At 72.5% G+C, this 24,491-nt stretch carries 27 protein-coding genes; 11 read left to right on the top strand and 16 right to left on the bottom strand.

The window, feature by feature from the left end; genetic code table 11:
• Positions 1–39 precede the first annotated feature (39 nt).
• Positions 40–1,080 (top strand): CopD family protein, encoded by a 1,041-nt coding sequence (locus RM704_RS41850; protein ID WP_052146209.1) that lies wholly within the window; start codon positions 40–42, stop codon positions 1,078–1,080.
• Here RM704_RS41850 and RM704_RS41845 read toward each other — a convergent pair.
• Positions 1,046–1,822 (bottom strand): lysoplasmalogenase, encoded by a 777-nt coding sequence (locus RM704_RS41845; RefSeq protein ID WP_033529201.1) that lies wholly within the window; start codon positions 1,820–1,822, stop codon positions 1,046–1,048. The genes RM704_RS41850 and RM704_RS41845 overlap by 35 nt on opposite strands.
• Positions 1,819–2,775, bottom strand: coding sequence for a sterol desaturase family protein (locus RM704_RS41840; RefSeq protein WP_052146208.1), 957 nt, complete (start codon positions 2,773–2,775; stop codon positions 1,819–1,821). Before RM704_RS41840 ends, RM704_RS41845 begins: the two co-directional genes overlap by 4 nt.
• Positions 2,776–2,966: 191 nt before the next feature.
• Here RM704_RS41840 and RM704_RS41835 point away from each other — a divergent pair, with 191 nt between their 5' ends.
• The 3 genes from RM704_RS41835 to RM704_RS41825 all read left to right on the top strand — a co-directional run bounded on the left by RM704_RS41835 (position 2,967) and on the right by RM704_RS41825 (position 5,139).
• Entirely contained in the window at positions 2,967–3,965 is a 999-nt protein-coding gene (locus RM704_RS41835; protein WP_033529200.1) for a DEDDh family exonuclease, read from the top strand.
• Positions 3,966–4,045: 80 nt separating this feature from the next.
• Positions 4,046–4,279: a metallothionein gene (locus RM704_RS41830; RefSeq protein ID WP_078937249.1), complete on the top strand. Its 234-nt coding sequence runs from the start codon at positions 4,046–4,048 to the stop codon at positions 4,277–4,279.
• A 59-nt stretch (positions 4,280–4,338) separates the two neighbouring features.
• On the top strand, positions 4,339–5,139 hold the full coding sequence (locus tag RM704_RS41825) for an SURF1 family cytochrome oxidase biogenesis protein (RefSeq protein ID WP_033529198.1): 801 nt from the start codon (positions 4,339–4,341) through the stop codon (positions 5,137–5,139).
• 13 nt (positions 5,140–5,152) lie between these two features.
• Here RM704_RS41825 and RM704_RS41820 read toward each other — a convergent pair whose 3' ends face one another.
• The 4 genes from RM704_RS41820 to RM704_RS41805 form a co-directional block, all read right to left on the bottom strand.
• Positions 5,153–6,112, bottom strand: a complete 960-nt coding sequence (locus tag RM704_RS41820) for a hypothetical protein (protein WP_033529197.1) — start codon at positions 6,110–6,112, stop codon at positions 5,153–5,155.
• Between the two features lie 176 nt (positions 6,113–6,288).
• Positions 6,289–6,477, bottom strand: coding sequence for a YbdD/YjiX family protein (locus RM704_RS41815; RefSeq protein WP_033529196.1), 189 nt, complete (start codon positions 6,475–6,477; stop codon positions 6,289–6,291).
• Complete coding sequence (locus RM704_RS41810) at positions 6,474–8,624, bottom strand: carbon starvation CstA family protein (protein ID WP_033529195.1); 2,151 nt, start codon at positions 8,622–8,624, stop codon at positions 6,474–6,476. The genes RM704_RS41815 and RM704_RS41810 overlap by 4 nt, the downstream gene beginning before the upstream one ends.
• Positions 8,625–8,753: 129 nt before the next feature.
• A complete protein-coding gene (locus tag RM704_RS41805; protein WP_033529194.1) occupies positions 8,754–9,011 on the bottom strand; it encodes a DUF3311 domain-containing protein in 258 nt (85 codons plus the stop codon).
• Between the two features lie 185 nt (positions 9,012–9,196).
• Here RM704_RS41805 and RM704_RS41800 point away from each other — a divergent pair, with 185 nt between their 5' ends.
• The 5 genes from RM704_RS41800 to RM704_RS41780 all read left to right on the top strand — a co-directional run bounded on the left by RM704_RS41800 (position 9,197) and on the right by RM704_RS41780 (position 14,372).
• On the top strand, positions 9,197–10,753 hold the full coding sequence (locus RM704_RS41800) for a sodium:solute symporter family protein (RefSeq protein WP_033529193.1): 1,557 nt from the start codon (positions 9,197–9,199) through the stop codon (positions 10,751–10,753).
• 77 nt (positions 10,754–10,830) lie between these two features.
• On the top strand, positions 10,831–11,454 hold the full coding sequence (locus RM704_RS41795) for a SigE family RNA polymerase sigma factor (protein ID WP_033529253.1): 624 nt from the start codon (positions 10,831–10,833) through the stop codon (positions 11,452–11,454).
• Positions 11,451–11,744 (top strand): hypothetical protein, encoded by a 294-nt coding sequence (locus RM704_RS41790; protein ID WP_033529192.1) that lies wholly within the window; start codon positions 11,451–11,453, stop codon positions 11,742–11,744. Before RM704_RS41795 ends, RM704_RS41790 begins: the two co-directional genes overlap by 4 nt.
• 64 nt (positions 11,745–11,808) lie before the next feature.
• The gene (locus RM704_RS41785; protein ID WP_033529191.1) at positions 11,809–13,611 is read left to right on the top strand and encodes a glycoside hydrolase family 15 protein; all 1,803 of its coding nucleotides are present in this window, start codon (positions 11,809–11,811) and stop codon (positions 13,609–13,611) included.
• 5 nt (positions 13,612–13,616) lie between these two features.
• The gene (locus RM704_RS41780) at positions 13,617–14,372 is read left to right on the top strand and encodes an SDR family oxidoreductase (RefSeq protein WP_033529190.1); all 756 of its coding nucleotides are present in this window, start codon (positions 13,617–13,619) and stop codon (positions 14,370–14,372) included.
• 12 nt (positions 14,373–14,384) lie between these two features.
• On the opposite strand, the gene amaP is transcribed toward RM704_RS41780, so the two are convergent.
• The 5 genes from amaP to RM704_RS41755 all read right to left on the bottom strand — a co-directional run bounded on the left by amaP (position 14,385) and on the right by RM704_RS41755 (position 16,821).
• The gene (gene amaP / locus RM704_RS41775) at positions 14,385–14,963 is read right to left on the bottom strand and encodes an alkaline shock response membrane anchor protein AmaP (protein ID WP_033529189.1); all 579 of its coding nucleotides are present in this window, start codon (positions 14,961–14,963) and stop codon (positions 14,385–14,387) included.
• Between the two features lie 6 nt (positions 14,964–14,969).
• Complete coding sequence (locus RM704_RS41770; RefSeq protein WP_033529188.1) at positions 14,970–15,695, bottom strand: DUF6286 domain-containing protein; 726 nt, start codon at positions 15,693–15,695, stop codon at positions 14,970–14,972.
• Positions 15,692–16,066 (bottom strand): Asp23/Gls24 family envelope stress response protein, encoded by a 375-nt coding sequence (locus tag RM704_RS41765; RefSeq protein ID WP_033529187.1) that lies wholly within the window; start codon positions 16,064–16,066, stop codon positions 15,692–15,694. Before RM704_RS41765 ends, RM704_RS41770 begins: the two co-directional genes overlap by 4 nt.
• Positions 16,063–16,248 carry a hypothetical protein gene (locus RM704_RS41760; protein ID WP_033529186.1) on the bottom strand — a complete coding sequence of 62 codons (186 nt, stop codon included), beginning with the start codon at positions 16,246–16,248 and terminating at the stop codon, positions 16,063–16,065. Before RM704_RS41760 ends, RM704_RS41765 begins: the two co-directional genes overlap by 4 nt.
• Positions 16,249–16,335: 87 nt before the next feature.
• Positions 16,336–16,821 carry an Asp23/Gls24 family envelope stress response protein gene (locus RM704_RS41755; protein ID WP_033529185.1) on the bottom strand — a complete coding sequence of 162 codons (486 nt, stop codon included), beginning with the start codon at positions 16,819–16,821 and terminating at the stop codon, positions 16,336–16,338.
• 87 nt (positions 16,822–16,908) lie between these two features.
• On the opposite strand from RM704_RS41755, the gene RM704_RS41750 reads away from it, so the two are divergent.
• Positions 16,909–17,670 (top strand): hypothetical protein, encoded by a 762-nt coding sequence (locus RM704_RS41750; RefSeq protein ID WP_033529184.1) that lies wholly within the window; start codon positions 16,909–16,911, stop codon positions 17,668–17,670.
• Positions 17,671–17,697: 27 nt separating this feature from the next.
• On the opposite strand, the gene RM704_RS41745 is transcribed toward RM704_RS41750, so the two are convergent.
• From RM704_RS41745 to RM704_RS41735, 3 genes are all read right to left on the bottom strand, one after another.
• Positions 17,698–18,489, bottom strand: a complete 792-nt coding sequence (locus RM704_RS41745) for an enoyl-CoA hydratase/isomerase family protein (protein ID WP_033529183.1) — start codon at positions 18,487–18,489, stop codon at positions 17,698–17,700.
• Positions 18,490–18,615: 126 nt separating this feature from the next.
• Positions 18,616–18,837, bottom strand: a complete 222-nt coding sequence (locus tag RM704_RS41740) for a helix-turn-helix domain-containing protein (RefSeq protein WP_006123601.1) — start codon at positions 18,835–18,837, stop codon at positions 18,616–18,618.
• Positions 18,838–19,173: 336 nt separating this feature from the next.
• Entirely contained in the window at positions 19,174–20,772 is a 1,599-nt protein-coding gene (locus RM704_RS41735) for an ABC-F family ATP-binding cassette domain-containing protein (RefSeq protein ID WP_033529182.1), read from the bottom strand.
• 291 nt (positions 20,773–21,063) lie between these two features.
• On the opposite strand from RM704_RS41735, the gene RM704_RS41730 reads away from it, so the two are divergent.
• Positions 21,064–21,486 (top strand): VOC family protein, encoded by a 423-nt coding sequence (locus RM704_RS41730; protein ID WP_033529252.1) that lies wholly within the window; start codon positions 21,064–21,066, stop codon positions 21,484–21,486.
• Positions 21,487–21,534: 48 nt separating this feature from the next.
• On the opposite strand, the gene RM704_RS41725 is transcribed toward RM704_RS41730, so the two are convergent.
• Together RM704_RS41725 and RM704_RS41720 are read right to left on the bottom strand one after the other, a co-directional pair.
• The gene (locus RM704_RS41725; RefSeq protein ID WP_192829733.1) at positions 21,535–22,983 is read right to left on the bottom strand and encodes a hypothetical protein; all 1,449 of its coding nucleotides are present in this window, start codon (positions 22,981–22,983) and stop codon (positions 21,535–21,537) included.
• Between the two features lie 202 nt (positions 22,984–23,185).
• On the bottom strand, positions 23,186–24,313 hold the full coding sequence (locus RM704_RS41720; RefSeq protein ID WP_033529181.1) for an alpha/beta hydrolase family protein: 1,128 nt from the start codon (positions 24,311–24,313) through the stop codon (positions 23,186–23,188).
• Positions 24,314–24,491: the final 178 nt, after the last annotated feature.

Below are 24,491 nucleotides of genomic sequence, written 5' to 3'. Positions count from 1 at the left end.
CACTTGCCCGATTCTGGTACGGCTGGTGGACTTTTCCGGGTGAGCCCGACGAGACGGACGACGGTGGCGACGGCAGCGGAAGCGGACGGGCCGGAGCGGCGGTCCGCCCGGACCGGGGGTGGGGCCGGACGGGCCGTCGTCGTGCTCGTCCTGGTGACCGCAGCGGCGCTGATACCCCTGCTCGGGCCGCGGGTCGCGCTCGACGGCACGGGTGAGGCCGCGGCACCCGGGACCGGCGGGATCGCCCTGCTGCGGACGGTGCTGCTGGCGGCGCTGTGCGTGCCGGTGGGCGAGTTGTTCGTGGCCCGGCTGGTGCGACGGGTGCCCGGTGCGCCCGGGCGGACACCGGGCAGTTGGGCGCCCTGGGCGGCGGGCGCCGGTCTCGTGGCCTCCCTGGGGCTGGCCTCGGTCGTGGCCACGGGCAATCTGGTGCCGGACTCCCCCGCCGACATGGACGTGGGCGGCCTCTACGAGACCCGGGACGGCAAGCTCGCCCTTGTGGAGGTCAACGCCTTCGCGGCGGCCGGTCTGCTGGCGCTGTCCCGCCGGCCGGCCGCCCAGGCGCTGCCCCTCGCCGCCGTGGTCGTCGCGGAGGCGCTGCGCGCCCACCCGAGCACGGACCACCACGACCCGCTGGTCGGCACCGGTCTGACGGTGGTGCACCTGACGTGCGCGGCACTGTGGGCGGGCGGACTGCTGCACGTGCTGCGGACCCTGCGCACGCGCGCGTGGCGCTCGTCGGGGCCGGGCACCGCGTTGTTGGGGCTCTACGCGCGCGTGGCCGCCGTTCTGCTCGCCGCCGTCACCGCCAGCGGGGTGTGGAGCACGTTGCGCCGGATGCCACCGGGCACGGTCCTCGACCAACTGACGGAGACGGCGTACGGGCGGGCCCTGTTCGCCAAGGTCCTGCTCGTGGCCGCCGTCGCCGTGCTGGCCCTCTGGGCCCGGCTGCGGCTGCGCCGCGCGGCCGACGATCCCCTCGGCGCCTGCGCTCCCGCCCGCGCGGAGGTGGTGGTGCTGGGCGCGGTCGTCGCCGTGTCGGCGCTCATGACGGCTCTGCCGCTGCCGATCCGCTGGTGAGGGGCGACGGGGCGGGGGCGCCGAGGACCCCTCGGGTCAGCAGGTACTGGGCCGCCAGATAGGTGAGCATGATCCACAGATCGGGGCGGGGCGGCTGCGGCCACTCGGCGACGCCGGTCGCGATGAGCATGTCCGACACCACGAAGAGCGCGCCGCCGAGCCCCGCGACGAGCCCGACCCGGGCGGCGGCCCACGCCATCGTCGTCAACAGGGCGCTGTAGCAGGCGACGGGGAGGCGCAAGTCCGCCGGCAGACCGGGCCACAGACCCACGACGGCGACGACCAGGGCGAGGCCGTACGCGACACCGGACGCGACGGCGGGCGCGACACCGGACTCGGCGGCAGACGGCGCGCTGGACGCCGCGCCGTACGTCGGCTGTCCGGACCTGCCGAGTCCGCCGGCTCCGTCGGGTCCGTCGCGTCGACCGAGTCCGTCACGTCGACCGAGTCCGCCGAACTGCACGAGGTAACAGACGTGCCCCACCGCGAAGGAGCCCATCCCGGCGAGGAAGGCCGGTTCGGCGTCGGAGAGGAGCAGCACGTCGCCACCCCAGCCGAAGAGCAGGGCGGCGAGCAGCGGTCGGGGCGCGCCACGCGTGTACGCGTACGCCGCGAGCAGGGGCATCAGCAGGGGCTTGGCGGCGAGGTGCCCCGCGTCGAACCCGACGGCCAGGGAGGCGAGGTCGACGCCGGCGGCGACCCCGAAGGCGACGAGGAGCACGGCCCCTCTGTCCCGCCTCACGCGACGGTCTTCGAGGACGCGGACGAGGGCGAGGACGAGGACGAGGACGAGGACGTGGACGGGGCTGAGGCTGAGGCTGAGGCTGAGGCTGAGGCTGAGGTGGTGGCCGAGGTCGGGGCCGGCTGCGCGGGCTTCCAGCCGGGCCCCGCGAAGACCCGTCCCGCGCGCTCACCCCAACCGCTCGCTTGCTTCAGGTCCTTGGCGATGGCGACGTACTCGTGTGTGGCGACCCGCAGCGGGTTGTACGTGTCGATGTTCTTCGTCAGGCCGTACACCGGCCGCTCGGTCTCCTCGACGAACGACCCGAAGAGCCGGTCCCAGACGATGAGGATGCCGCCGAAGTTGCGGTCCAGATAGCCGCCCTGGGAGGCGTGGTGGACCCGGTGGTGCGAGGGCGTGTTGAAGACGAACTCGAAGGCGCGGGGCAGCTTCCCGATCCGCTCGGTGTGGATCCAGAACTGGTAGACGAGGTTGGCGGAGGAGCAGAAGGCGAGCGCGGCCGGGTGCACGCCGAGGGCGATGAGCGGGACGTAGAAGGGCCACACCGTCCAGGTCGTCCAGGGCTGCCGGAGGGCGGTGGTGAGGTTGAACTTCCGGCTGGAGTGGTGGACGACGTGACAGGCCCAGAGGATCCGGATCACGTGGTGGCCGCGGTGCGACCAGTAGTAGAAGAAGTCCTGCGCGAGCAGCATCAGCGGGACGGTCCACCACAGGACCGGGACGCGCAGCGGGGTCAGTTCGTGGACGGCCGTGTAGACCGCGACGATCGGGATCTTCCAGAGGAAGTCGAAGGCGAGGCTCCCGAGCCCCATCCCGACGCTCGTCGCGGCGTCCTTCGCCTCGTACCCCGCGGCATCCTCGTCCGGATGGATCCGGACACTGATCACCTCGATCACGGTGAGCAGCACGAAGGCGGGTATCGACCACAGCACGACATCGGGCAGGTTCGGCATGGGGGCACGGTAGAACCGCTGGTCGACGGGGGCTAGACGTTGTTACTGACAAGTATTTCCGGCGGTACGCGCTTGCTTCTTGGCGTTCTCCACCAAACCGGGGGGGCAGGAGCAGAGCTGTCGCTCCGTCACCTCTCCCGGGTCGGCGCCGGGTAACGAGCTGTCAGTCCCGGCCCGTATCCTCAGGGACCATGCTCGAAGACCACACGACCGCAGCGTCGCAAGCGCCTTGGCCGGCCGCGTACCCACAGGGGTACGCGGTCGTGGACGTGGAGACCACCGGGCTGGCCCGGGACGACCGGATAATCTCCGCGGCTGTGTACAGACTGGACGCGCGGGGCGAGGTCGAGGACCACTGGTACACGCTGGTGAACCCGGAGCGGGATCCGGGGCCGGTGTGGATCCACGGGCTGACGAGTGATGTGCTCGAAGGGGCGCCGCTGTTCAAGGAGATCGCGGACGAGTTCTCCTCGCGGCTGGCGGACCGCGTGCTCGTCGCGCACAACGCGGTGTTCGACTGGTCGATGATCGCCCGGGAGTACGCGCGCGCGGAGACCGAGGCGCCGGTGCGGCAACGGCTGTGCACGATCGCGCTGTCGAAGGAGCTGGCACTGCCGCTGCCCAACCACAAACTGGAGTCCCTCGCCGCGCACTTCGGGGTGGTGCAGCAGCGGGCGCACCACGCGCTGGACGACGCCCGGGTGCTGGCGGAGGCGTTCCGGCCGAGTCTGCGGGTCGCCGCCGCGAGCGGCGTACGGCTGCCGCTGCACGAGTGCCGGCCGCTGACCGAGTGGCGGGACAGCCCCGCCACGCCCCGCATCGGGCAGCAGGCGGGCCACGGCGGCGGTTACGGCGGTTACCGGCCCACCAGTTGGCGTCCTTCGCGGAAGCGGCCCGCGTGCCCCTATCCCAATCCCGGGCGCTTCGAGGACGGCAAACCGCTCAAGCAGGGCATGCGGGTCGCCTTCTCCGGGGACACGTCGATCGAACGCGACCTGCTGGAGGACCGCGCCGTCGAGGCGGGGCTGCATGTGGCGACGAGCCTGTCCCGGGTGACCAGCCTGCTCGTCACCAACGACCCCGACTCGAACACGTCGAAGGTCGTCAAGGCCCGGCAGTACGGCACGCCGGTGGTGGACGAGGCCGCGTTCGGGCAGTTGCTCCGCGATGTCGCGCCCGCCGACGAGTGACCCGTACGGACGGGTGATTGCCGGGCGACTCGCCCGGCGTCCGCTCGCCCGCGCGGCGGCGACGGCCCACCCTGTGGCGCATGGCGAGATGCGAAGTTTGCGGCAATGACTACGGAATGACCTTCGAGATCCACGCCCAGGGCGCGGTGCACGTCTTCGACTGCTTCTCCTGCGCGATCCACCGCATGGCCCCCATCTGCGAGCACTGCCGGGTGCAGATCATCGGCCAGGGCGTCGACGTCGACGGCCACTGGTACTGCGGCGCCCACTGCGCGCGGGCCGAGGGGAAGGCGGGCATCGTCGACAAAGTCTGAACACCTGCGAGTGCGCACCCGCCCGAACACACCCCACGACCGAGTTGTACGGTCGTGGGGTGTACCGCTTCCTGTTGTCCCGGCAGTGGGTGATCCTCACGCTGCTCTCCCTCGTCCTGATCCCGACCATGGTCAGGCTGGGCATTTGGCAGATGCATCGCTACGAGGAGCGCAGCGCGCGCAACCAGCTCGTCGCCGAAGCGCTGGCCGCGAAGCCCGTGCCCGTGGAGCGGCTGACGTCCCCCGGGCACACCGTCACCAGCGCCGAGCGCTACCGCACGGTGACCGCCGAGGGCCGGTTCGACACCGATGACGAGGTCGTCGTCCGCCGTCGGGTCAACGCCGACGACGAGGTCGGCTTCCATGTGCTGACCCCGTTCGTGCTCGACGACGGCAAGGTGCTGCTCGTCAACCGGGGCTGGATCCCCGCGAACGGTCCGAGCCAGACCGCGTTCCCCAGAATTCCCGCGCCGCCGGCCGGCGAGGTCACCGTCACGGGGCGGCTGATGCCCGACGAGACGACCGAGGCGAGCGGCATCAAGGATCTCCAGGGCCTGCCGGACCGGCAGATCATGCTGATCGACAGCGGTCGGGAGGCCGAGCGCCTCGGCGTCCAGGTCCTCGGCGGCTATCTCGCGCAGACCGCTCCCGAGCCCAAGGGGGACACCCCGGAACAGCTCGGCAGCCCCGGCGACGAGAACGCCGCGCTGAACTACGCGTACGCCCTGCAGTGGTGGCTCTTCGCCCTCGGCGTACCCATCGGCTACGTGATCCTCGCCCGCCGGGAACGCCGCGACCGCGCGCAGGCGGCGGCCACGAAGGCCGAGGAGGAGAAGGAGACGGCACCGACTCCGGTGTAGGCGTCGGCCGGGCTCAGGTGCGGTCGCGACTCTCGGCCGCGCGCTCCCGCCAGTACGCGAACGTGCGTCGCGGCTCGGGGAGCAGGTCCCACGGGTGGGGGGTCATGTGGCGGCCCAGGCGTTCGAAGACGGGGGCGGCCTCGGCCGGGCGGTGCGCGCGGGTGAGGGCGAAGGCGAGGGTGTTGAGGTCGGTGACGACCTCGGCGTGGGGTGCGGTGCCGACGTCGAACCAGCCCTTGAGGGCCAGGTCGATCTCGTGCACGGACCGGGGCTCGTTCCAGTTGCCGCCGCCCGAGCCGAGGACGTCGACGGGTGTCGATCCCTGACGGTGGGCCATGAGTTCGACGCGGGCCGCCACCGGGAGCAGGGCCAGCGGTGAGCCGTGGGGCGCGCGGGCGGCGGCCTGCCAGGCGAAGTCCATCATGTCGGGGACCGTCCCGTGCCCACGCGGGGACAGATAGCGCAGCAGGCGGTGGTACGAGGTCCGGAGCCAGGGGGCCCGGTCGACGGCTTCCGTCCACACGGGCACGGCGTCCTTGACCGGTACGGCGCAGGTGTACATCAGGGACAGCAGCGCCAGCCAGGGGGTGGGGTCCTCGGGGCAGGCCTCGGCGGCGCGGAGGCAGGAGTGCTCGGCGCGGCGGACGGCGGCCCGGTCGGTGGCCGGGGTGTGGTGCGACTCGACGAAGGCGCGCAGGGTGAGGGCGTCGCCGTCCTCCGGGCGGTCGGCCGTCCAGCGCTGGGGTACGGCGGCGGGGAGTCGCTGAGCAAGTACGGCCATGCGGTGGACCCGGCGGTCCCAGTCGCGGCCGGTGGCGCGCAGGAGGTCGGCCACGGGTTCCCACGGGGGGCGGGTGCGGCCCGCGCCGAGGCCGTGGAGCTGGGGGGTGGGGCGGAGTTCGGTCAGCGTCCTGTGCAGGGGGGCGTCGTCGAGTTCGGGACGGATCAGCAGGGAGGGTCGGCGTCTCAGCATCTCTGGATCCGGGGGTCGGAGTGGGGTGGGTTCGGGTGCGCTGCCGGGTGCGGGTGCGTGGGGGCTTCTCGCACAGTTCCCCGCGCCCCAAAAAGCCCGGGGAACTGCGCGAGAAGCCCCACCGGACCCGCACCCGACAACGCACCCTGGGCCGGCTCAGCAGGAGGCCGTGGCTCTCAGCAGCAGCGGCCCTCCGGGTGTTCCTCTCTCTGCCGGGTCCGCAGGGCGTCGTACTCCCTGCGGGTCGGGAGCGGAACCTTCGGGTGGTGGCGGCGCCGACGCTCGCAGTAGCGGTCGTACTCGGCCTCTCCGGTGAGTTCCCGGAGGTACCAGCGGACCCCTCGCACCCAGTCCCGGGCGGTCATCGGCGGGCTCCCACCAACTGCTTCTCGGTGTCGTCGGCGTCGATGCGGGACTCGACGTACGGCGCCTCGGTCGACGGCAGGGGCACCGGGGACCGTACGGCGCGCACACAGACCACGGCGCAGTTGACCAGGACCGTGAGGACCAGGAGCAGGAAGATCGCCATGATCACGCCGTCGACCGTGTTGTTGGTGACGATCGTGTGCATGTCGTCCATGTTCGTGGCGCCGGGCAGGAGTTCGCCCTTGTCGATGGCCGCCGCGTACTTGTCCCGCAGGGCGAAGAAGCCGATGGCGGGGTTGTCCGAGAAGATCTTCTGCCAGCCGGCGGTGAAGGTGACGGCCACGTCCCAGGCCAGCGGGATGCCGGTGACCCAGGCCCAGCGCAGCTTGCCGGACTTGATGAGCACGGTGGTGGTGACGGCGAGGGCGACCGCGGCGAGCAGCTGGTTGGCGATGCCGAAGAGCGGGAAGAGCTGCTTGATTCCGCCGAGGGGGTCGGTGACACCGGCGTAGAGGAAGTAGCCCCAGGCGCCGACGACCAGGGCGCTGGTGATCCAGATGCCCGGCTTCCAGGTGACGCGGCCGATCGGCCTCCAGACGTTGCCGAGCATGTCCTGGAGCATGAAGCGCCCGACGCGGGTGCCGGCGTCCACGGTGGTGAGGATGAACAGGGCCTCGAACATGATCGCGAAGTGGTACCAGAAGGCCTTCATCCCGGCGCCGCCGAAGACCCCGGCGAAGATCTCCGACATGCCCACGGCCAGGGTGGGCGCACCGCCGGAGCGGCCGACGAGGGTCTCCTCCTCGACGGCCTCGGCCGCCGCCGTGAGCTGTTCCGGGGTGATGGTGAAGCCTAGGTTCTTGACCGCCTCGGCGGCGGTGTCGACCGTCGGGCCGAGCAGCGCGGCCGGGGAGTTCATGGCGTAGAAGAGGCCGGGCTCCAGCACACACGCGGCGATCAGGGCCATCACGGCGACGAAGGACTCCGTGAGCATGGAGCCGTAGCCGATCATCCGGACCTGGGACTCCTTCTGGATCAGCTTCGGCGTGGTGCCGGAGGAGACCAGGGCGTGGAAGCCGGACAGGGCGCCGCAGGCGATGGTGATGAAGAGGAAGGGGAAGAGGGAGCCGGCGAAGACCGGCCCGGCACCCGTGTGCGCGAATTCGGTGACCGACTCGGCGCGGAGGTTCGGGGCGGCGACCACGACACCGACGGCCATCAGGGCGATGGTGCCGACCTTCATGAAGGTGGAGAGGTAGTCGCGCGGGGCCAGCAGCATCCACACGGGGAGCACGGAGGCGACGAAGCCGTAGCCGACCAGGCAGAAGACCAGGGTCTCGGGGCTCCAGACGAAGTACTCGGCGAGCGAGGAGTCCTGGATCCAGCCGCCGCCGAGGATGGCGAGCAGCAGCAGGGCCACCCCGATGAAGCTGGTCTCGACGACCCGGCCGGGGCGGAGGTAGCGCAGGTAGAAGCCCATGAAGAGGGCGATCGGGATGGTCATGGTGACCGAGAAGGTGCCCCACGCGGACTCGGCGAGGGCGTTGACGACGACCATGGCGAGAACCGCGAGCAGAATGATCATGATGGCGAAGACACCGATCAGCGCGGCGGCGCCGCCGACCTTGCCGATCTCGTCCCGGGCCATCTGGCCGAGGCTCTTGCCGTCCCGGCGCATCGAGAGGAACAGGACGATCATGTCCTGGACCGCGCCGGCGAAGATCACACCCGCGATGATCCAGATGGTGCCCGGCAGATAGCCCATCTGGGCCGCCAGCACCGGTCCGACCAGCGGGCCGGCGCCGGCGATGGCCGCGAAGTGGTGGCCGAACAGCACCCGCTTGTCGGTCGGGTGGTAGTCGACGCCGTCCTCCAGTCGTTCGGCCGGGGTGGCCCGGCTGTCGTCGACCTGGAGGACCCGGCGGGCGATGAACCGGGAGTAGAAGCGGTAGCCGATCGCATACGAGCCGAGGGCCGCCATGAGCAGCCAGACGGCGGAGATCTCCTCACCCCGGGAGAGGGCGAGCACGGCCCAGCCGATCGCTCCGACGAGGGCGACGGCTATCCAGAGCGCGATCGATCTCGGCGACATACGGGATCTCTCCGGCGCCTCGGGACCGGATTCGGGCATGGCTGACGTAGGCATGGCGGCTCCTGTGACTTCAACGGGTGCGCGGCGAGAGACCGGCAGAAGGGCGAGCGGAACGGGGAGAGGGAGAAGGGCTCTGGGAGGGAGGCGGGGCGGGAAGCGGTGAGAGGGCGGGAGGACTGCGGCTCAGCGATGTCGGTCCGGGCGCGGCCCGTCCGGGCGGCCGCGGTCCGGGCGTGGTCGGCCCGTCAGCGCGTACGCGGCGAGCAGGCAGAGACCGCATCCCGGGACCCAGGCGAGCTGGTACCAGTAGAAGAACGGCGTGCCCGCCAGCCGTGGCTCGGCACCGGCGTACCAGGGGACCCAGAGCAGTCCCGCGGCGGGGGCGAGGAGCAGGACGGCGGTCGCGACGCGCCGTAGTCGCTGGTGAGCGTGGTGTGCCATGGGCTGTGCTCCTCTCCCTGTCGCTGTGGGTCTGTGCAAGAGTTGCCCACCCGACGGATCCGGTTGACAGCGAATTTCCAGAAGATTTCCCGCCGATTCGTGTCCTCCGAACCGGCCGTCGACGCAACCAACACGCGAGGGCCGAGGTACAGCCGGTGGCCCAGGCACACCAAGGACGGTGACCCATGGCGGACGCTGCCATGACCGCGACGTTCCTCGCCGTGATCGGCGGAGCGTCGCTGCTCGCCGTCACCGCGCGCCGGCTGCGCCCCAGCGACCGGCTGCCCTCCCTGGAGGGCTGGGCGCTGGCCGACCGCGGCCTCGGCCCGGTGTGGACCTGGCTGCTGCTCGGCGGCACGATCTTCACCGCGTACACCTTCACCGCCGTACCGGGACTGGCGTACGGCAACGGGGCACCGGCGTTCTTCGCGGTGCCGTACACGGTGATCGTCTGCCCGCTTGCCTTCGTCCTGCTGACCCGGCTGTGGGAGGTGGCCCGGCGGCACGGGTACGTGACGGCCGGGGACTTCGTGCGCGGCCGGTACGGTTCGGCGCCGCTCGCCCTGGTGGTGGCGCTGACCGGGATACTCGCGACGATGCCGTACCTGGCGTTGCAGCTGCTCGGCATAAGGGCGGTGCTGACGGCCGGGGGTGTGTATCCGAAGGGCGCGGCCGGCGATTTGGTGATGGTCGCGCTGTTCGCGGGGCTCGCGGTGGCGACGTACCGGCACGGGCTGCGGGCGCCGGCCGTGATCTCGGCGCTGAAGGCGGTGGCCGTCTTCGTGTCGCTGACCGCCGTGTGCTGGCTGGTCCTGCAACGGTTCGGCGGGCCGGGCGCGGTCTTCGAGGGAGCGGCCCGCCGGCTCGGCGGCACGAGCGTCGAGGAGTCCGCGCTGCTCCTCGCCTCCGAACAGCAGCCCGCCTACGCCACCCTCGCGCTCGGTTCGGCGCTGGCCCTGCTGATGTACCCGCACGTGCTGACCGCCGGCTTCGCCGCCGACGGGGCGCGCACGGTCCGCAAGGTCGCCGTGGCGCTGCCCGCCTGGACGGGACTCCTGGCCCTCTTCGGCTTCCTCGGGGTCGCGGCGCTCGCGTCGGGCGTCGAGGCCCCCGAGGGCGGTGCCGAGGCGGCCGTGCCGATGCTGGTGGACCGGTTGATGCCGGGCCCGCTGGCCGGCCTGGTGTTCGGCGCGATCACCGTGGGCGCGCTGGTCCCGGCGGCGGTGATGTCGATCGCGGCCGCCACCGGCTTCGTCCGCAACGTGTACGTCGAGTACTTCCAGCCCACCGCCACGCCCAAGCGTCAGGTGCGCATCGCCAAGGTGGTGTCGCTGACCGCGAAGGTGGGCGCGGTGGCGTTCGTGTTCGGGCTGCGCGACCAGGACGCCATCAACCTCCAACTGCTCGGCGGGGTGTGGATCCTGCAGATCTTCCCGGCGGTGGCGGTCGGCCTGTTCACCGGGCGGCTGCATCCGCGGGCGCTGCTCGCGGGGTGGGGTGTCGGCATGGTGACCGGCACCTTCCTGGTGGTGCGCGAGGGGTTCTCGTCCATCGTGCTGTTGGGCGGCGGCTCGCTGGAGATCTACGCCGGACTGCTCGCCCTGCTGCTCAATCTGACCGTCGCCGTCGTCGGCACCACGGTCCTCGAACGGCTCGGTGTCCCGCGCGGCGCCGACGTGACCGACCTACCGTCCCGCCTGACCGTCAGGCGGCGCCCCGAGACGGGAGCGAGCAACCCGTGAGACGCAGACCGCACATGCGTATGCCGGTGTCCCCGGCGGCCCCCGCACCCATGACCGCAGCCGGGCCGCTCGGGCAGATGCCCGCTCCGGCCGCCGAGCCCCAGGTCCCCCATGCCGAGCCCCTGGTCCCCCGTCCGGGGCTGGGCCCGGACTCCCCGCCGGTCCCGGGCGCGGCGCTGCCGCCGGGTGCCCTCGGGGACCCCGTCGACGTGGAGCGCGAGGCGGGTGTCGCCCGGCTGTTCGAGCTGCACTACTCCTCGATGCTGCGCCTCGCGGTGCTGCTGGGCGCGGACGACCCCGAGAACGTGGTGGCCGAGGCGTACTACCAGATCTACCGCAAGTGGCGGCGCCTGAGGGACGCCGAGGCTGCGGAGGCGTACCTCCGTTCCACGGTCTGCAACCTGACGCGGATGCGGATACGGCACCTCCAGGTCGCCCGTCGGCATGTGGAGACCCCGGCGGCGGAGGAACCGGTCGCCTCCGCCGAGAGCACCGCACTCCTCCACGACGACCAGCGGGTGCTGATCGAGGCGCTCCAGCAACTGCCCGCCCGCCAGCGGGAGGCGCTGGTGCTGCGCCACTGGCTCGGGCTGAAGGAGAGCGAGATCGCGGCCGCGATGGGCATCTCCTGCGGCTCGGTCAAGACCCACACCGCACGCGGCCTCGCCGCCCTCACCCAGGCGATGGAGGCCCGGCGATGAACGACACCACCGGCAACGACACCGGTCAGGACCGCACCGAGCGGGAGCTGGCCGCGGCGCTCGCCGCACTGGCGGGCGGGGTGCACGCCGCGCCCGACGCCTACCGCACGGCCCGCGGCGACTGGCTCCGGCGTGAACGCCGACGGCGACTGGTCCTGGCCGTCCTGGTCCTCGTCGTCTTCGCCCTCGCCACACTGCTCGGCCTGTGGGTCCTCAACCAGGCCCCTTCCGGCTCCGGGGTGATCTTCTCGGGGGTGGGAGGGACGACGGCGGGGACGGGGCCGGGCTGACGGACGGTCGCGCGGTTTCCCGGGCACGGGACTGATCACCCCCCGCTCCGGGAACCCGACCCCCGTGCATCCCCACATCGAGGACTACGCCCTGATCGGCGATCACCAGACAGCCGCGCTGGTGAGTCGCCACGGTTCCATCGACTGGCTCTGTCTGCCGCGGTTCGACTCGGCCGCGTGCTTCGCCGCGCTGCTCGGTGACGAGGAGAACGGCCATTGGAGGATCGCGCCCGGCGAGGGCGGCACCTGTACGCGGCGGTCGTACCGGCACGACTCCCTCGTGCTCGACACCGAGTGGGAGACGGACGAGGGCGCGGTACGCGTCACCGACCTGATGCCGCAACGCGACCGCGCGCCCGACGTCGTACGGATCGTGGAGGGCCTGTCCGGCCGGGTCACGATGCGCAGCACCCTGCGGCTGCGGTTCGACTACGGCTCGGCGGTGCCCTGGATGCGCCGGTCGGACGGCCACCGGGTGGCGGTCGCCGGCCCGGACTCGGTGTGGCTGCGCAGTGAGCCCCGGGTGCGGTCGTGGAGCGAGGACCGGGCCACGTACGCGGAGTTCACGGTGGAGCCGGGCGAGAAGGTCGCGTTCGTGCTGACCTGGCACCCCTCGCACGAGCCCCGCCCCCGTCTGGTCGACCCGTACGAGGCGCTGCGGTCGAGCCTCCACGACTGGCGGGCCTGGGCGGCGCGCTGTCGGTACGACGGTCCGCACCGGGACACCGTGGTCCGCTCGCTGATCACCCTCAAGGCCCTCACGTACGCCCCCACCGGTGGCATCGTCGCGGCGGCCACCACCTCGCTGCCCGAGGAGATCGGCGGCGTCCGCAACTGGGACTACCGTCACTGCTGGCTGCGCGACTCCACTCTCACGCTCGGCGCACTGCTGTCCTGCGGCTACCAGGAGGAGGCCGAGGCCTGGCGGGACTGGCTGCTCCGCGCGGTCGCCGGCGACCCGGCCGACCTGCAGATCATGTACGGCCTCGCCGGTGAGCGCCGCATCCCCGAGTACGAACTGCCGTGGCTGTCCGGCTACGAGGACTCGCGCCCGGTCCGGGTCGGCAACGACGCCGTCCACCAGCTCCAGTTGGACGTGTACGGCGAGGTCATGGACTCCCTCTTCGTGTCCCGGCGTTCGGGCCTCCCCGACAAGCCGGACATGTGGCGGATGCAGTGCGCGCTGATGGAGTACCTGCGGACGGCCTGGCGGAAGCCGGACGAGGGGCTGTGGGAGGTGCGCGGGCCGCGCCGCCACTTCACGCACTCCAAGGTGATGTGCTGGGTGGCCGCCGACCGGGCCGTGCGCACCCTGGAGGACGACCCGACCCTGACCGGCGGCGACCTCGAAGGCTGGCGGGCCCTGCGCGACGAGATCCACCGCGAGGTCTGCGAACGCGGCTACGACGCCGACCGGGGCACGTTCACCCAGTCCTACGGCTCCCGCGAACTCGACGCCGCGCTGCTGCTCATCCCCCTCATGGGCTTCCTGCCGCCGGACGACCCCCGGGTCGTCGGCACGGTCGACGCGATCCGTGAGGAGCTGTGCCACGAGGGGTTCGTCCGCCGTTACAGCGCGGACCACCTCACCGCGGCGACCGGCTCCGTCGACGGGCTGCCGGGCGGCGAGGCCACGTTTCTCGTCTGCTCGTTCTGGCTGGCGGACGCACTCCATCTGACCGGTCGCACGCAGGAGGCGCGCGACCTGTTCGAACGGCTGGTGGGGCTGGTCAACGACGTGGGACTGCTCGCGGAGGAGTACGACCCCGTCACGGGCCGTCAGCTCGGGAACTTCCCGCAGGCGTTCAGCCACGTCGGTCTCGTCGGCACCGCCCTCGCCCTCTACGACGGGGAGAAGGCAGGATAGGGGCCATGGATCTTGGGCTGAAGGACCGCGTCTACATCGTCACCGGAGCGACCCGCGGGCTGGGCAACGCGGTCGCGCGGGAACTCGTCGCCGACGGCGCGAAGGTGGTCGTCACGGGCCGCGAGGAGGAGAGCGCGGGTGCGGCGGCCGCGGCGCTCGGGGTGAACGCGGTGGGTGTCGCCGCCGACAACGCGGACCCCGAGGCCGCCGAGCGGCTGATCGCCGCCGCCCGTGAGCACTTCGGGCGCTTCGACGGCATCCTGGTCAGCGTGGGCGGTCCGGCGCCGGGGTTCGTCGCCGACAACACCGACGAGCAGTGGACCACCGCGTTCGAGTCGGTGTTCCTGGGGGCGGTGCGCCTGGCGCGGGCCGCGGCCGCGGAGTTGGGCGAGGGCGGCGTCATCGGCTTCGTGCTCTCCGGGTCCGTGCACGAGCCGATCCCCGGGCTGACCATCTCCAACGGGCTTCGGCCGGGACTCGCCGGTTTCGCCAAGTCGCTGTCCGACGAGTTGGGACCGCGCGGTATCCGGGTGGTCGGCCTGCTCCCGGCCCGTATCGACACGGACCGGGTGCGGGAGCTGGACGGGATGTCGGCGGATCCGGAGGCGACACGGGCGGCGCACGAGTCACGGATTCCGCTGCGGCGGTACGGGCGGCCGGAGGAGTTCGGGCGCGCGGGGGCGTTTCTGCTGTCGCCGGCCGCTTCCTATCTGACGGGGATCATGCTGCCGGTCGACGGCGGGATGAGGCACGGGTTCTGAACCGCCGGGCGCTCAACTCACCCTTTCGGCACGGTGCTTGGCCGCCCGCAGTCTGACCTCGGCCGGCAGTTCCGCCAGGCCCGCCGAGTGCTGGGCGTGGGCGAGGGCCTCTGTGGTCAGGGTGTGCAGGGCCTCGCCCGGATGCACATGGGGCTGGAGGCGGAGGCGGACACGGGCCTCGGGGGCGCTGCGACGGCCGGTCAGGCGGGCGTGGGCGCGCTCGACGCCGTCCGACTGCGCCGCCTCGGCCGTCAGCACACCCTCCAGTGCCCGCCCGCGCAGCAGCGCTCCCTCGCCGTCGCCGGTGTCGACGAGGACCTCGGCCAGCCGGTGCCGGCGCAGGACGGCCGTGAGCCACCACAGGGCGAGCAGGACGAGAAGGGCGAGCACGGCGATGACGGTGGGCCACCACCAGCCGGAGTCGTGCCACCGGGTCCGCTCGGCGTCGCTCAGGGGCACGTCCGCGGGGCCGTGGTGCGGCCACCAGGAGGGCGGGTCCACGCCGAGTCCGACGGCCAGGACGGCACCGCCGGCCACCACCAGGACGAGCCCCGCCAGACCCAGCAGCACCCGGTTGAGGATCCTCAGCATCGCGTCTCATCCCTTCCGGCCGGGCCGTCGCACACGCACCGACAAGGCGGGCGGCCGGGACAGCCCCAGTCCCCGGATGCCGTCGGCGAGCCTGGCGTCCAGGTCGGCCCGCACCTCGTCGAGTTCCCGGAAGTGGGACACCGCGCGGACGTCGACCCTCCTGCGTCCCGCCCGGACCCGTACGGACTGCACGCCGGAGACCTCCATCGCCCGGTCGCGCAGGGCCAGCGCGGCGGCGCCCCGGTGCAGCCCGGCCCGTACCCGGGGGTGGACCCGCCGCATGGGCAGGACGTCGCGCAGCCCCGGGGTGGCGGCGAGCAGCAGCAGCCAGAGGCCGAGCAGTACGGCGACCGAGGCTCCGGCGAGCACCCACGGGTCGTCGAGGGGGCGTTCGGCCAGTTCCCGGGCCAGTGAGCGGCGCCACGCCATGGCGGGCCGGTCGGCCCGGACGGCGGCGACGTCGTACAGGAGGAGGCCGGTGCCCGCCAGGAGCAGCACCGCCAGGATGCCCGCGGGGACTCTGCGGGCGGACCAGAAGCGTTTCTCGTCGCCGTTCTCGTCGTCGAGGACGGGCAGCGGGTCGTAGTCGGCGGCGGACGCGGACTGGTCCGGCTCGCGGCCGGCGGTCCGTCCGCCGTCGTTCCCGCCTGTCTTCTCGTCGGCCTTGTCGTCGGCCTTCTCGATGACGGGCAGTCGTCGCGTGGTGCCCTCGGAGCTCTGGGGTTCGCTCATCGCGTCCTCCCCTGTGCCACGTAGTGTGCGTGCGTCAGGTGCAGCCGTTCGACCTGGACGGCCACCTCCGACACGTGCATTCCCGCCAACGTCCCTACCCGCTCGGTGACATGACGACGCACCGCAGCGCACTGGCCACCGATGTCCGAGGGGTAGGGGAGTTCGAGACTGACGCGCACGCGCGCCGTCTCGTGGTGGAGGGCGACGGTGGCGTGCGGGGGCGCGGAGTCCCGCGGCGTGGCTTCGAGTGCCTCACGCGCCGCCTGCGAGGCGATCTTCGCGACCACCCGGTCGGCGATCCGGAGCGCCCCGCGCCCCCCGGACTCGACGGCTCTCCGCTCCGTGGCAGGACCGCTTGGCACGGGGTTCATCGGCGCCGGTCGTCACGCGGGCGGAAGAAGCCGCCCAGGTCCAGGTCCCCCTCGAGGAACCGGCCGACGACGAAGCCGACGGCACCGAGGGCGGCCACCAGCAGGAAGGCTCCGAATCCGCCGAAGTATCCGGCGAAGCCCAGCGCCATCCCGGCGACCATGCCGATCACGGCCAAGCTCATGCTGTGCTCCTAGCGACTCGGAGACTCCTGAACACCGGCGGACGGGGTGCGGGGCACGAATGGGGTGGTGGAGGGCGCGATCTCCGCTCACTGCAGCCGGGACTCGTCCTCCTCGTCCTCCTCGTCCGGCAGCTTCACATCGCTGACCGCGATGTTGACCTCGACGACCTCCAGGCCGGTCATCCGCTCGACGGCCGCGATGACGTTCTCGCGCACATCACGGGCCACATCACTGATGGACACCCCGTAGTCGACGACGATCTCCAGGTCGAGAGCGGTCTGCACCTCGCCGACCTCGACCTTCACGCCCCGGGTCACGGACTTGGCACCGCCGGGCACCCGGTCGCGCACGGCCCCGAAGGTCCGTGACAGCCCGCTGCCCATGGCGTGCACACCCATCACTTCCCGCGCGGCGAGCCCGGCGATCTTCTCCACCACACCGTCGGCGATGGTCGTACGCCCCCGACCCGCCGGATCACCGCCGCCGCGCCGGGTGGCCCTGCGCCCGACCTGCGTCGACTCCTTGGTGGTGTCGGGCCCTTCCGTCCGGTTCCGCTCCGTCATGTCAGTCATGCCGTCAGTCCCTTCCGGTCGTCCCCCTCAAGCCCACAGTAAGCGCGGTTGCGGCCCCGCGCGCCGGGGATGCGGCAGGCTGGAGGAATGACGGCGGACAGTTGGACGAGAGCGGTACGCCAGCAGCTCGGGCTCGGCCGCGTACTTCCCCTGGGTGGCCCGCGAGACGGCGCGTGGATCACGGAGAGCGCGGCCGGATCGGCTCTGCGCCGCACGGCCGAGTCCCTGCGCGGGCTTAGCCTCGGCCGGCTCCGCATCTCGTCCGTCGACTCGGGTGGGAGCGAGGGTGAGGACGCGGACGATCGCGGGCGCGAGGCAGCCGTGCCCCCGCCCCCGAGTGCCCTGCCGCCCGGTCCGCTCCGGGTCACGGCCGACCTCGCGGCCTCGGTCGGCCCAGCCACCGAACCTCTCCCGGCCACGGCGGCCCGTCTGCGCGCGGCCCTGTTCACCGCCGCCGGGGAACGCCTCGGACTGACGGTGACGGAGGTGGACCTCCGGGTGACCCATCTGCTGGAGGACGACGCGGGGCCGTCCGGTCCGACGGCCGAACCGCCGCCCCCCGTCGCCGCTCCGGCGGCGCCGGCCGGCGACGACGAGGAGTCCCGAGTGGCCGCGGCGGCGCTCTCCGTCCCCGGCGTCGCCCGTCTGACCGGCGCCCTCGGCGGTCTCGGTCGTGCGGTCGACATCGTCGCCGGGCCGGCCCTCCCCCGCCGCCATGTCCGCGTGGAGCTGGCGGTGACGGAGGAACGACGTGCCCTGGACGTGGCGCGCGAGGTACGCGCGGCGGTGAGCGACTCGCTGCCGGACCGCCCGTCGGTGGCGGTGCTCATCACAGCGATCGGCACCTGATCCCGAGGGTGCCGGCCCGGGAGCCAACTACTCGCCGACGCCCGCCAGGTCCCGCAGTCGCCGGGCCTGGGCCGCCCGCTCCGCCGCCCGCTGCTCGTCGTACCCCCGGCCCTGGGCACCGCGCAGCAACGCCTTGGTCTCGACGACCGCGTCCCGGGGCGCGGTCACCAGCGCACCGGCGAGGTCGCGCACGGCGTCGTCGAGCTGGTCGGCGGGGACCGCGAGGTTCGCGAGCCCGATCCGCTGGGCCTCGTCCGCCTGGACGAACCGTCCGGTGAGGCAGATCTCCAGCGCGCGGGCGTACCCGACGAGGCTCACCAGCGGGTGGGTCCCCGTGAGGTCGGGCACGAGTCCGAGGCTGGTTTCGAGCATGGCGAACTGCACGTCGTCGGCGACGACGCGCAGGTCACAGGCGAGGGCAAGCTGGAAGCCCGCACCGACGGCGTGCCCCTGCACGGCGGCGACGGACACGATGTCGTTGCGCCGCCACCAGGTGAACGCCTCCTGGTACTCGGCGATGGTCGCGTCGAGCCCGGCGTCGTCACGGCGCGCGAGATCGATGAACGACGGCTCCCCTTCGATGCCTTCGGGCGTGAACATCTGCCGGTTGAGCCCGGCGGAGAACGATTTGCCCTCGGCACGCAGCACGACCACGCGGACGGAGCCCGGCACCGACCGACCGGCCTCGGTGAGCGCCCGCCACAGGGCGGGGCTCTGCGCGTTGCGCTTGGCCGGATTGGTCAGCGTCACCGTGGCGATCGCGTCGTCGACGGTGAGCCGTACGCCGTCCTTGTCGAGCAGCGTTTCGAGCGAAGCCATGGGGCGCCTCCGATGGGGTGCGGTCAGCAGAGCGATGAAGCGATGCTAAGTGACTGCACAGTAACCACCCGGCCGATCAGTCGACCGACCGGGTGGCCACCATCGAAGCCGATGGGCCGCCCGGCGTCAGGCCGACGCGGCCTTCTTGCCCCTCGTCGCGCCGCCACGCCCTCGGAGCGTGACGCCCGACTCGCTGAGCATCCGGTGTACGAAGCCATACGAGCGGCCGGTTTCCTCGGCCAGTGCCCGAATGCTCGCACCGGAGTCGTACTTCTTCTTCAGGTCTGCCGCGAGCTTGTCGCGCGCGGCGCCGGTAACCCGGCTGCCCTTCTTCAGAGTCTCGGCCACCCGGTCCTCCTCATGGGAAGTGCGCTCTGGTCTCCTCATGATCACCCCTCCGGCGCGGGATGGCCACCCATTCGGCAAGGTCCGTGCGACAAGGTTTTGACGACGGGAGCGCGTCCCCACGAGCGGAACCCGTGATTCCGCACAGGCGTGTCCGTACGGCCGAACGGGTTGTTCCGTGAAGTCCCAGGTCAGAGACGCACGACGGCCGAGCCCTTCGCGCAGAAGGACTCGGCCGTGAAATCGATGTAGGACACACCTCGGTACGAGGAGATCTCACACAGATGATGGATCACCGATGGGCCGAATGATCCAGCGGCGGTTGATCAACCCATTCGATCAAGCGAGCGCGACGAGGTCCTGGTAGTCCGCGCCCCACAGGTCCTCGACGCCGTCCGGCAGCAGGATGATCCGCTCGGGCTGGAGAGCCTCGACCGCGCCCTCGTCGTGGGTGACGAGGACGACCGCGCCCTTGTAGGTGCGCAGGGCCCCGAGGATCTCCTCGCGGCTGGCGGGGTCGAGGTTGTTGGTCGGCTCGTCGAGCAGGAGGACGTTGGCGGAGGACACCACCAGGGTCGCGAGCGCGAGACGGGTCTTCTCGCCGCCGGAGAGCACCCCGGCCGGCTTGTCGACGTCGTCGCCGGAGAACAGGAACGAGCCGAGCGTCTTGCGGATCTCGACCAGGTCCAGGTCCGGGGACGCCGAGCGCATGTTCTCCAGGACCGTGCGCTCGGGGTCGAGGGTCTCGTGCTCCTGCGCGTAGTAGCCGAGCTTGAGGCCGTGGCCCTCGATCACCTGGCCGGTGTCGGGCTTCTCGACGCCGCCGAGGAGGCGGAGCAGGGTGGTCTTGCCCGCGCCGTTGAGACCGAGGATGACGACCCGGGAGCCCTTGTCGATGGCCAGGTCGACGTCGGTGAAGATCTCCAGCGAGCCGTACGACTTCGACAGGCCCTCGGCGGTCAGCGGGGTCTTGCCGCAGGGCGCGGGCTCGGGGAAGCGCAGCTTGGCGACCTTGTCGGAGACACGGACGGCGTCCAGGCCGGCGAGCAGCCGGTCGGCGCGCTTGGCCATGTTCTGCGCGGCGACGGTCTTGGTGGCCTTGGCGCGCATCTTGTCGGCCTGCGAGTGCAGGGCGGCGGCCTTCTTCTCGGCGTTCTGCCGCTCGCGCTTGCGGCGCTTCTCGTCGGCCTCGCGCTGCTGCTGGTAGAGCTTCCAGCCCATGTTGTAGACGTCGATCTCGGCGCGGTTGGCGTCCAGGTAGAACACCTTGTTGACGACCGTCTCGACCAGGTCGACGTCGTGGGAGATCACGATGAAGCCGCCGCGGTAGGTCTTGAGGTAGTCGCGCAGCCAGACGATCGAGTCGGCGTCGAGGTGGTTCGTCGGCTCGTCGAGGAGCAGGGTGTCCGCGTCGGAGAACAGGATCCGGGCGAGCTCGATACGGCGGCGCTGACCGCCGGAGAGGGTGTGCAGCGGCTGGCCGAGCACCCGGTCGGGCAGATTGAGCGCGGCGGCGATGGTGGCGGCCTCGGCCTCGGCGGCGTACCCGCCCTTGGTCAGGAACTCCGTCTCCTGGCGCTCGTACTGCTTCAGCGCCTTCTCGCGCGTGGAGCCCTGGCCGCTGGCGATGCGCTGCTCGTTGTCGCGCATCTTGCGGATCAGTACGTCGAGGCCGCGGGCGGAGAGGATGCGGTCACGGGCGAGGACGTCGAGGTCGCCGGTGCGGGGGTCCTGCGGGAGGTAGCCGACCTCGCCGGAGCGGGTGATGGTCCCGCCGGCCGGGATGCCCTCGCCGGCCAGGCACTTGGTGAGGGTGGTCTTGCCCGCGCCGTTGCGGCCGACCAGGCCGATGCGGTCGCCCTTGGCGATGCGGAAGGTGGCGGACTCGATGAGGACGCGGGCACCGGCACGCAGCTCGATACCGGAGGCGGAGATCACGGACAGACTCCAGGGCGGATTGGGGTGGCGGGTGTGGGCGGCTGAGGACGTTCCCGCCGTCTAGTGCGCGAGGAGAATGGCCATGGGCCGATTCTAACTGGGGGCGGCAAGCGGTTTTCCGCCCGTGTGACAAGGGATCACGTGGTCTCGGTCACCGGGTCCGCCGGGCAGCGGACGCCCTCGGCCCGTTTCTTCCGGCGGGGCGTTGTCGGTGTCCGGTGCAAAACTGGGCAGCGGGTCGTGTTCCGGGTGGCTGTCGCCGTCCGGACGGCTCCGGACGACGGAGAGGTCGTGATCGGTATGGCAGGCAGGGACGACGGACGCCCGAGCATCTATCCGACGCTGCTCTACGCGGACGCCAAGGCCGCCGTCAGGCAGCTCACGGAGGCGTTGGGCTTCGCCGAGCTCTCGGTGTACGAGGGCGAGGACGGCATCGTGCGGCACGCGGAGCTGACGCAGGGCAACGGCGCGGTGATGATCGGATCCAAGGGCAGCGGCAGTGTCTTCGACGGCGCGATGAAGGGCGCGGGGCCCACCGGGGTGTACGTCGTCGTGGACGACGTGGACGCCCACCACCGGCGGGCCATGGAGCACGGGGTGGAGATCCTGATGCCCCCGACGGACCAGGACTACGGCTCCCGGGACTACATGGCCCGGGACGCCGAGGGCAATGTGTGGAGCTTCGGCACGTACGCCCCCGAGACGGGCGGCTGACACCCGCGCGAGCGGCGGGGCCGCGCGCGGCCCCGCCGGCCGGCCCGGTCAGCTGCCTCCGGTGTGCACCTGGAAGGCGGCGCGGCGGACGGCCTTGGCGAGGGCCGGATCGGGGTGGGCCGCGGCGAGGGCGACCAGGACCTGGACGGTGCGGGGGTGGCCGACCGCGCGGACCTCGTCGAGCAGCGCGGGGACCGTGGGCTGCACCGCCGACTCCAGATGCCGTACGAGCAGGGGTGCCTCGCCGTGGTCGGCGACGGCGGCGGCCGTGTCGACCCAGAGCCAGGTGGACTCCTCCCGGGTGAGGACCTCGTGCGCGTCCTCGGGGTCGGCGCCCTCGTGCTCGGCGAGCCACAGCAGGGCGTAGGGGCGCAGCGGGGTCTCGTCGGCGACGGTGCGGACGTCGGGCTCGGCGGGGGCGCCGACGACCCGCAGGGCCTCGAAGGCCAGGCCCCGGATGAGGGCGTCCTCGCCGCGGGCGGCGTCGATGAGCTCGGTGACGGCGCCGCCGACGGGGCGGGCGGCGAGCCAGGCGCGGTACTCGGCACGGGCCGCGTTCGGCCGGAGCTGGGCGCAGCCTCTGAGCATGTCCTCGGCGGAGACCTCGATGTTCCCGGCGGGGCTCTGCGCGGCGACACAGATCTGTTCGAGCTTGACCCAGACCGCCCAGCTGCCGAGCGGGGTGAGGGTGGCCTGGCCGTCGCCGTAGGTGAGGGCGCCGACGGAGGCGAGGGCGCGCAGGGACCAGTCGAGGAGGGGGGCGAGGGGGGTGTCCTCGGACGTGGGCTCCGCGCCGGGCTCGGGATCAGCGGGTGCGGCGCGAAGCGCCTCGTCAGAAGGGTGGTGGGGGGCGACGGGTGGGACGTAAGGGATTTCGCAGCGCTCGGTGCGCAGTTCGGTGACCCGCTGTGCCAGGAGGTCGAGGAGCTGCTCCACGGGGACGGGCCCGGCGGAGAGCTGGAGGAAGGAGAGGACCTGGGGCATGGCCGAGACGACCTCGGCGACCGCCGCCGGCTCCCGGTCCTCGGGCTCCGGATAGGCGATGGACCAGGCGTCGAAGAACGCGACCCAGCCGCGCAGTACGGCGCTGTCGTCACGGTTCCAGGCACGCAGACGCCAGCCGGGGCGCGCGCTGTCGCCGTGCACCTCGACCAGGCCGGCCAGCCGTGCCGTGTCCCAGTCGTGGCGGACCTGAGCCGGGGTCAGCCCCAGTTCGGCGGCGGCCCGTTCGGCGGTCGCGGCGGAGAGGGTGCCCTTGCCGTCGGGGCTCGCGCCCTCGCGGCCGGGGCGCAGGGCGGCATCGGCCCAGCGGGCGACGCGGGCGGCGTCCGCCAGGACGGCGCGGGCCATGCGGGCGAGTTCCACGGGCGGCGGTGTGCCCTCCGGGGGCCGGGGAGCCGGTCGGCGGCGCTGGGTCACTGCTGCTCGGGGAGCGGCGGCCAGGGTTCGCGGGCTGACGAGTCGGAGCCTGGAGTCGCGCGGATTACGGGACGTCACGGGGGCAGTCTTCCGGTTGACGGTCGGAAAACCCAAACGGAATGTCACAGCGGGCGACAGGGGTGGCCAACGCACGGGTCTTCCCACGGGTCCGCACCGAGGAGGATCGCCTTGGTGCGACGCTAAACGGAATGTGGCGTACCTCTCTCTGACGGGGCGATTCCGCGGCACCTCCCCCTCCCTGTGCCGACCGTGCGCGGTCCTATACCAGCGGGGTGAGGAAGCGGCGCAGGGCCTCTTCGTAGCTCTTGGGGTCGGCGTTCCACATGGCGCCGTGCGGGGCGTGACGGACCGTGCGGAGGGTGACCCGGTCGGGGCGGCGGGCGGCGAGGTTTCGGGAGGGGCCCCAGGGCGCGACGGTGTCGTCGGGGCCGTGGAAGAGCAGGGTCGGTGTCCTGAGTCCCGAGGAGTCGGTGTCCGCGCCGGTGGGGGCGGCGCGCAGTCCGGTGCGGCCCTGGGCGGCGCGGACCGCGAGGGGCAGCAGGGCGCCGGGGGTGCGGCGGGCGGCGGCGAGGGCGCGCAGGGTGGCCGCCCAGTCGAGCACCGGTGAGTCCAGGACGAGCCCGGCGACGCGGTCGCGCAGCGGGGAGCGGGTGGCGGCGCGCAGGGCCATGGTGGCGCCGGTGGACCAGCCGAGCAGGACGACCCGTTCGGCGCCGAACCGGACGGCGTGGCGGACGGCGGCGTCCACGTCGCGCCACTCGGTCTCACCGAGGTGGTTCAGGCCGTCCGGTGAGCGGGGGGCGCCCGGGTCGCCGCGGTAGGCGAGGGTGAGCACCGGGAAGTGGTGGCGGTGCAGGAACTCCATGACGTTCATGGGGTGTTCGCGGGTGGTGCCCAGTCCGTGCACGGCGATCACCCAGATGTCCCGGTCCCCGGGTGCGAACCAGGCGGGCAGGGTGCCGAGTTCGCCGGGGATCTCGACGTCGTGGTGGTCGAGGCCGAGCGCGGTGCGCGGGTCGCCGCGGTGGAGGCCGGGGGTGAGCCACACCTTGTCGCCCGGCTCCAGGGTGCCGTGGGTGACGCGCTCCAGGCGGCGGACGACCGTGTCGGGGGCGTGCGGTGCGCCGTCCAGGACAGCGCCGACGACCGCGTGGGAGTCGTCGCCGGTGAGGCCGTAGACGCCGGGCCGCTGGGAGGCGAAGGCGCGGGTCAGGGCGATGCGGCCGGCGGCGGTGGCGTGCACGGTCAGCCGGGGTTCGGTGGGCAGCGGTTCGCCCGGCGGCGCCTTCAGCGCCACGTCGCTGGCCAGCCGGCCCGCTGCGACACTGGCCGCACCGGCCGCGAACGCGACTCCGACCGCGGCGACCGCCGCTTTGACTGCACCCACGCCTCCAGTGTCCTGGCCGACCACGCCCGCGGCCAGTGGGCAACCACTCCGGAGTGACCGGAGCGGCGGGTGCGCGGACCTGATGCGCACATGCCCCCGTGAGCCGACGACCGCAGAGAGGCCGGAGCGGGTCGGGCAGCGCCGTGGCGGAGCACGCCGGGCAGGGGCGGTCGCGGAG

This window comes from Streptomyces gottesmaniae (assembly GCF_031845845.1).
Classification (GTDB): domain Bacteria; phylum Actinomycetota; class Actinomycetes; order Streptomycetales; family Streptomycetaceae; genus Streptomyces; species Streptomyces akebiae.
Note: the sequence above shows the minus strand (reverse complement) of the source record. Positions and strands in the feature narration are given on the sequence as shown.

Bases quoted from the DNA above. Each gene is read 5' to 3' on its own strand.
- RM704_RS41840 (WP_052146208.1), bottom strand. From the start codon at position 2,775: ATGCCGAACCTGCCCGATGTCGTGCTGTGGTCGATACCCGCCTTCGTG.
- RM704_RS41835 (WP_033529200.1), top strand. From the start codon at position 2,967: ATGCTCGAAGACCACACGACCGCAGCGTCGCAAGCGCCTTGGCCGGCC.
- RM704_RS41830 (WP_078937249.1), top strand. From the start codon at position 4,046: ATGGCGAGATGCGAAGTTTGCGGCAATGACTACGGAATGACCTTCGAG.
- RM704_RS41820 (WP_033529197.1), bottom strand. From the start codon at position 6,112: ATGCTGAGACGCCGACCCTCCCTGCTGATCCGTCCCGAACTCGACGAC.
- RM704_RS41815 (WP_033529196.1), bottom strand. From the start codon at position 6,477: ATGACCGCCCGGGACTGGGTGCGAGGGGTCCGCTGGTACCTCCGGGAA.
- RM704_RS41810 (WP_033529195.1), bottom strand. From the start codon at position 8,624: ATGCCTACGTCAGCCATGCCCGAATCCGGTCCCGAGGCGCCGGAGAGA.
- RM704_RS41805 (WP_033529194.1), bottom strand. From the start codon at position 9,011: ATGGCACACCACGCTCACCAGCGACTACGGCGCGTCGCGACCGCCGTC.
- RM704_RS41800 (WP_033529193.1), top strand. From the start codon at position 9,197: ATGGCGGACGCTGCCATGACCGCGACGTTCCTCGCCGTGATCGGCGGA.
- RM704_RS41795 (WP_033529253.1), top strand. From the start codon at position 10,831: ATGCCCGCTCCGGCCGCCGAGCCCCAGGTCCCCCATGCCGAGCCCCTG.
- RM704_RS41790 (WP_033529192.1), top strand. From the start codon at position 11,451: ATGAACGACACCACCGGCAACGACACCGGTCAGGACCGCACCGAGCGG.
- RM704_RS41780 (WP_033529190.1), top strand. From the start codon at position 13,617: ATGGATCTTGGGCTGAAGGACCGCGTCTACATCGTCACCGGAGCGACC.
- amaP (WP_033529189.1), bottom strand. From the start codon at position 14,963: ATGCTGAGGATCCTCAACCGGGTGCTGCTGGGTCTGGCGGGGCTCGTC.
- RM704_RS41770 (WP_033529188.1), bottom strand. From the start codon at position 15,695: ATGAGCGAACCCCAGAGCTCCGAGGGCACCACGCGACGACTGCCCGTC.
- RM704_RS41765 (WP_033529187.1), bottom strand. From the start codon at position 16,066: ATGAACCCCGTGCCAAGCGGTCCTGCCACGGAGCGGAGAGCCGTCGAG.
- RM704_RS41760 (WP_033529186.1), bottom strand. From the start codon at position 16,248: ATGAGCTTGGCCGTGATCGGCATGGTCGCCGGGATGGCGCTGGGCTTC.
- RM704_RS41755 (WP_033529185.1), bottom strand. From the start codon at position 16,821: ATGACTGACATGACGGAGCGGAACCGGACGGAAGGGCCCGACACCACC.
- RM704_RS41750 (WP_033529184.1), top strand. From the start codon at position 16,909: ATGACGGCGGACAGTTGGACGAGAGCGGTACGCCAGCAGCTCGGGCTC.
- RM704_RS41745 (WP_033529183.1), bottom strand. From the start codon at position 18,489: ATGGCTTCGCTCGAAACGCTGCTCGACAAGGACGGCGTACGGCTCACC.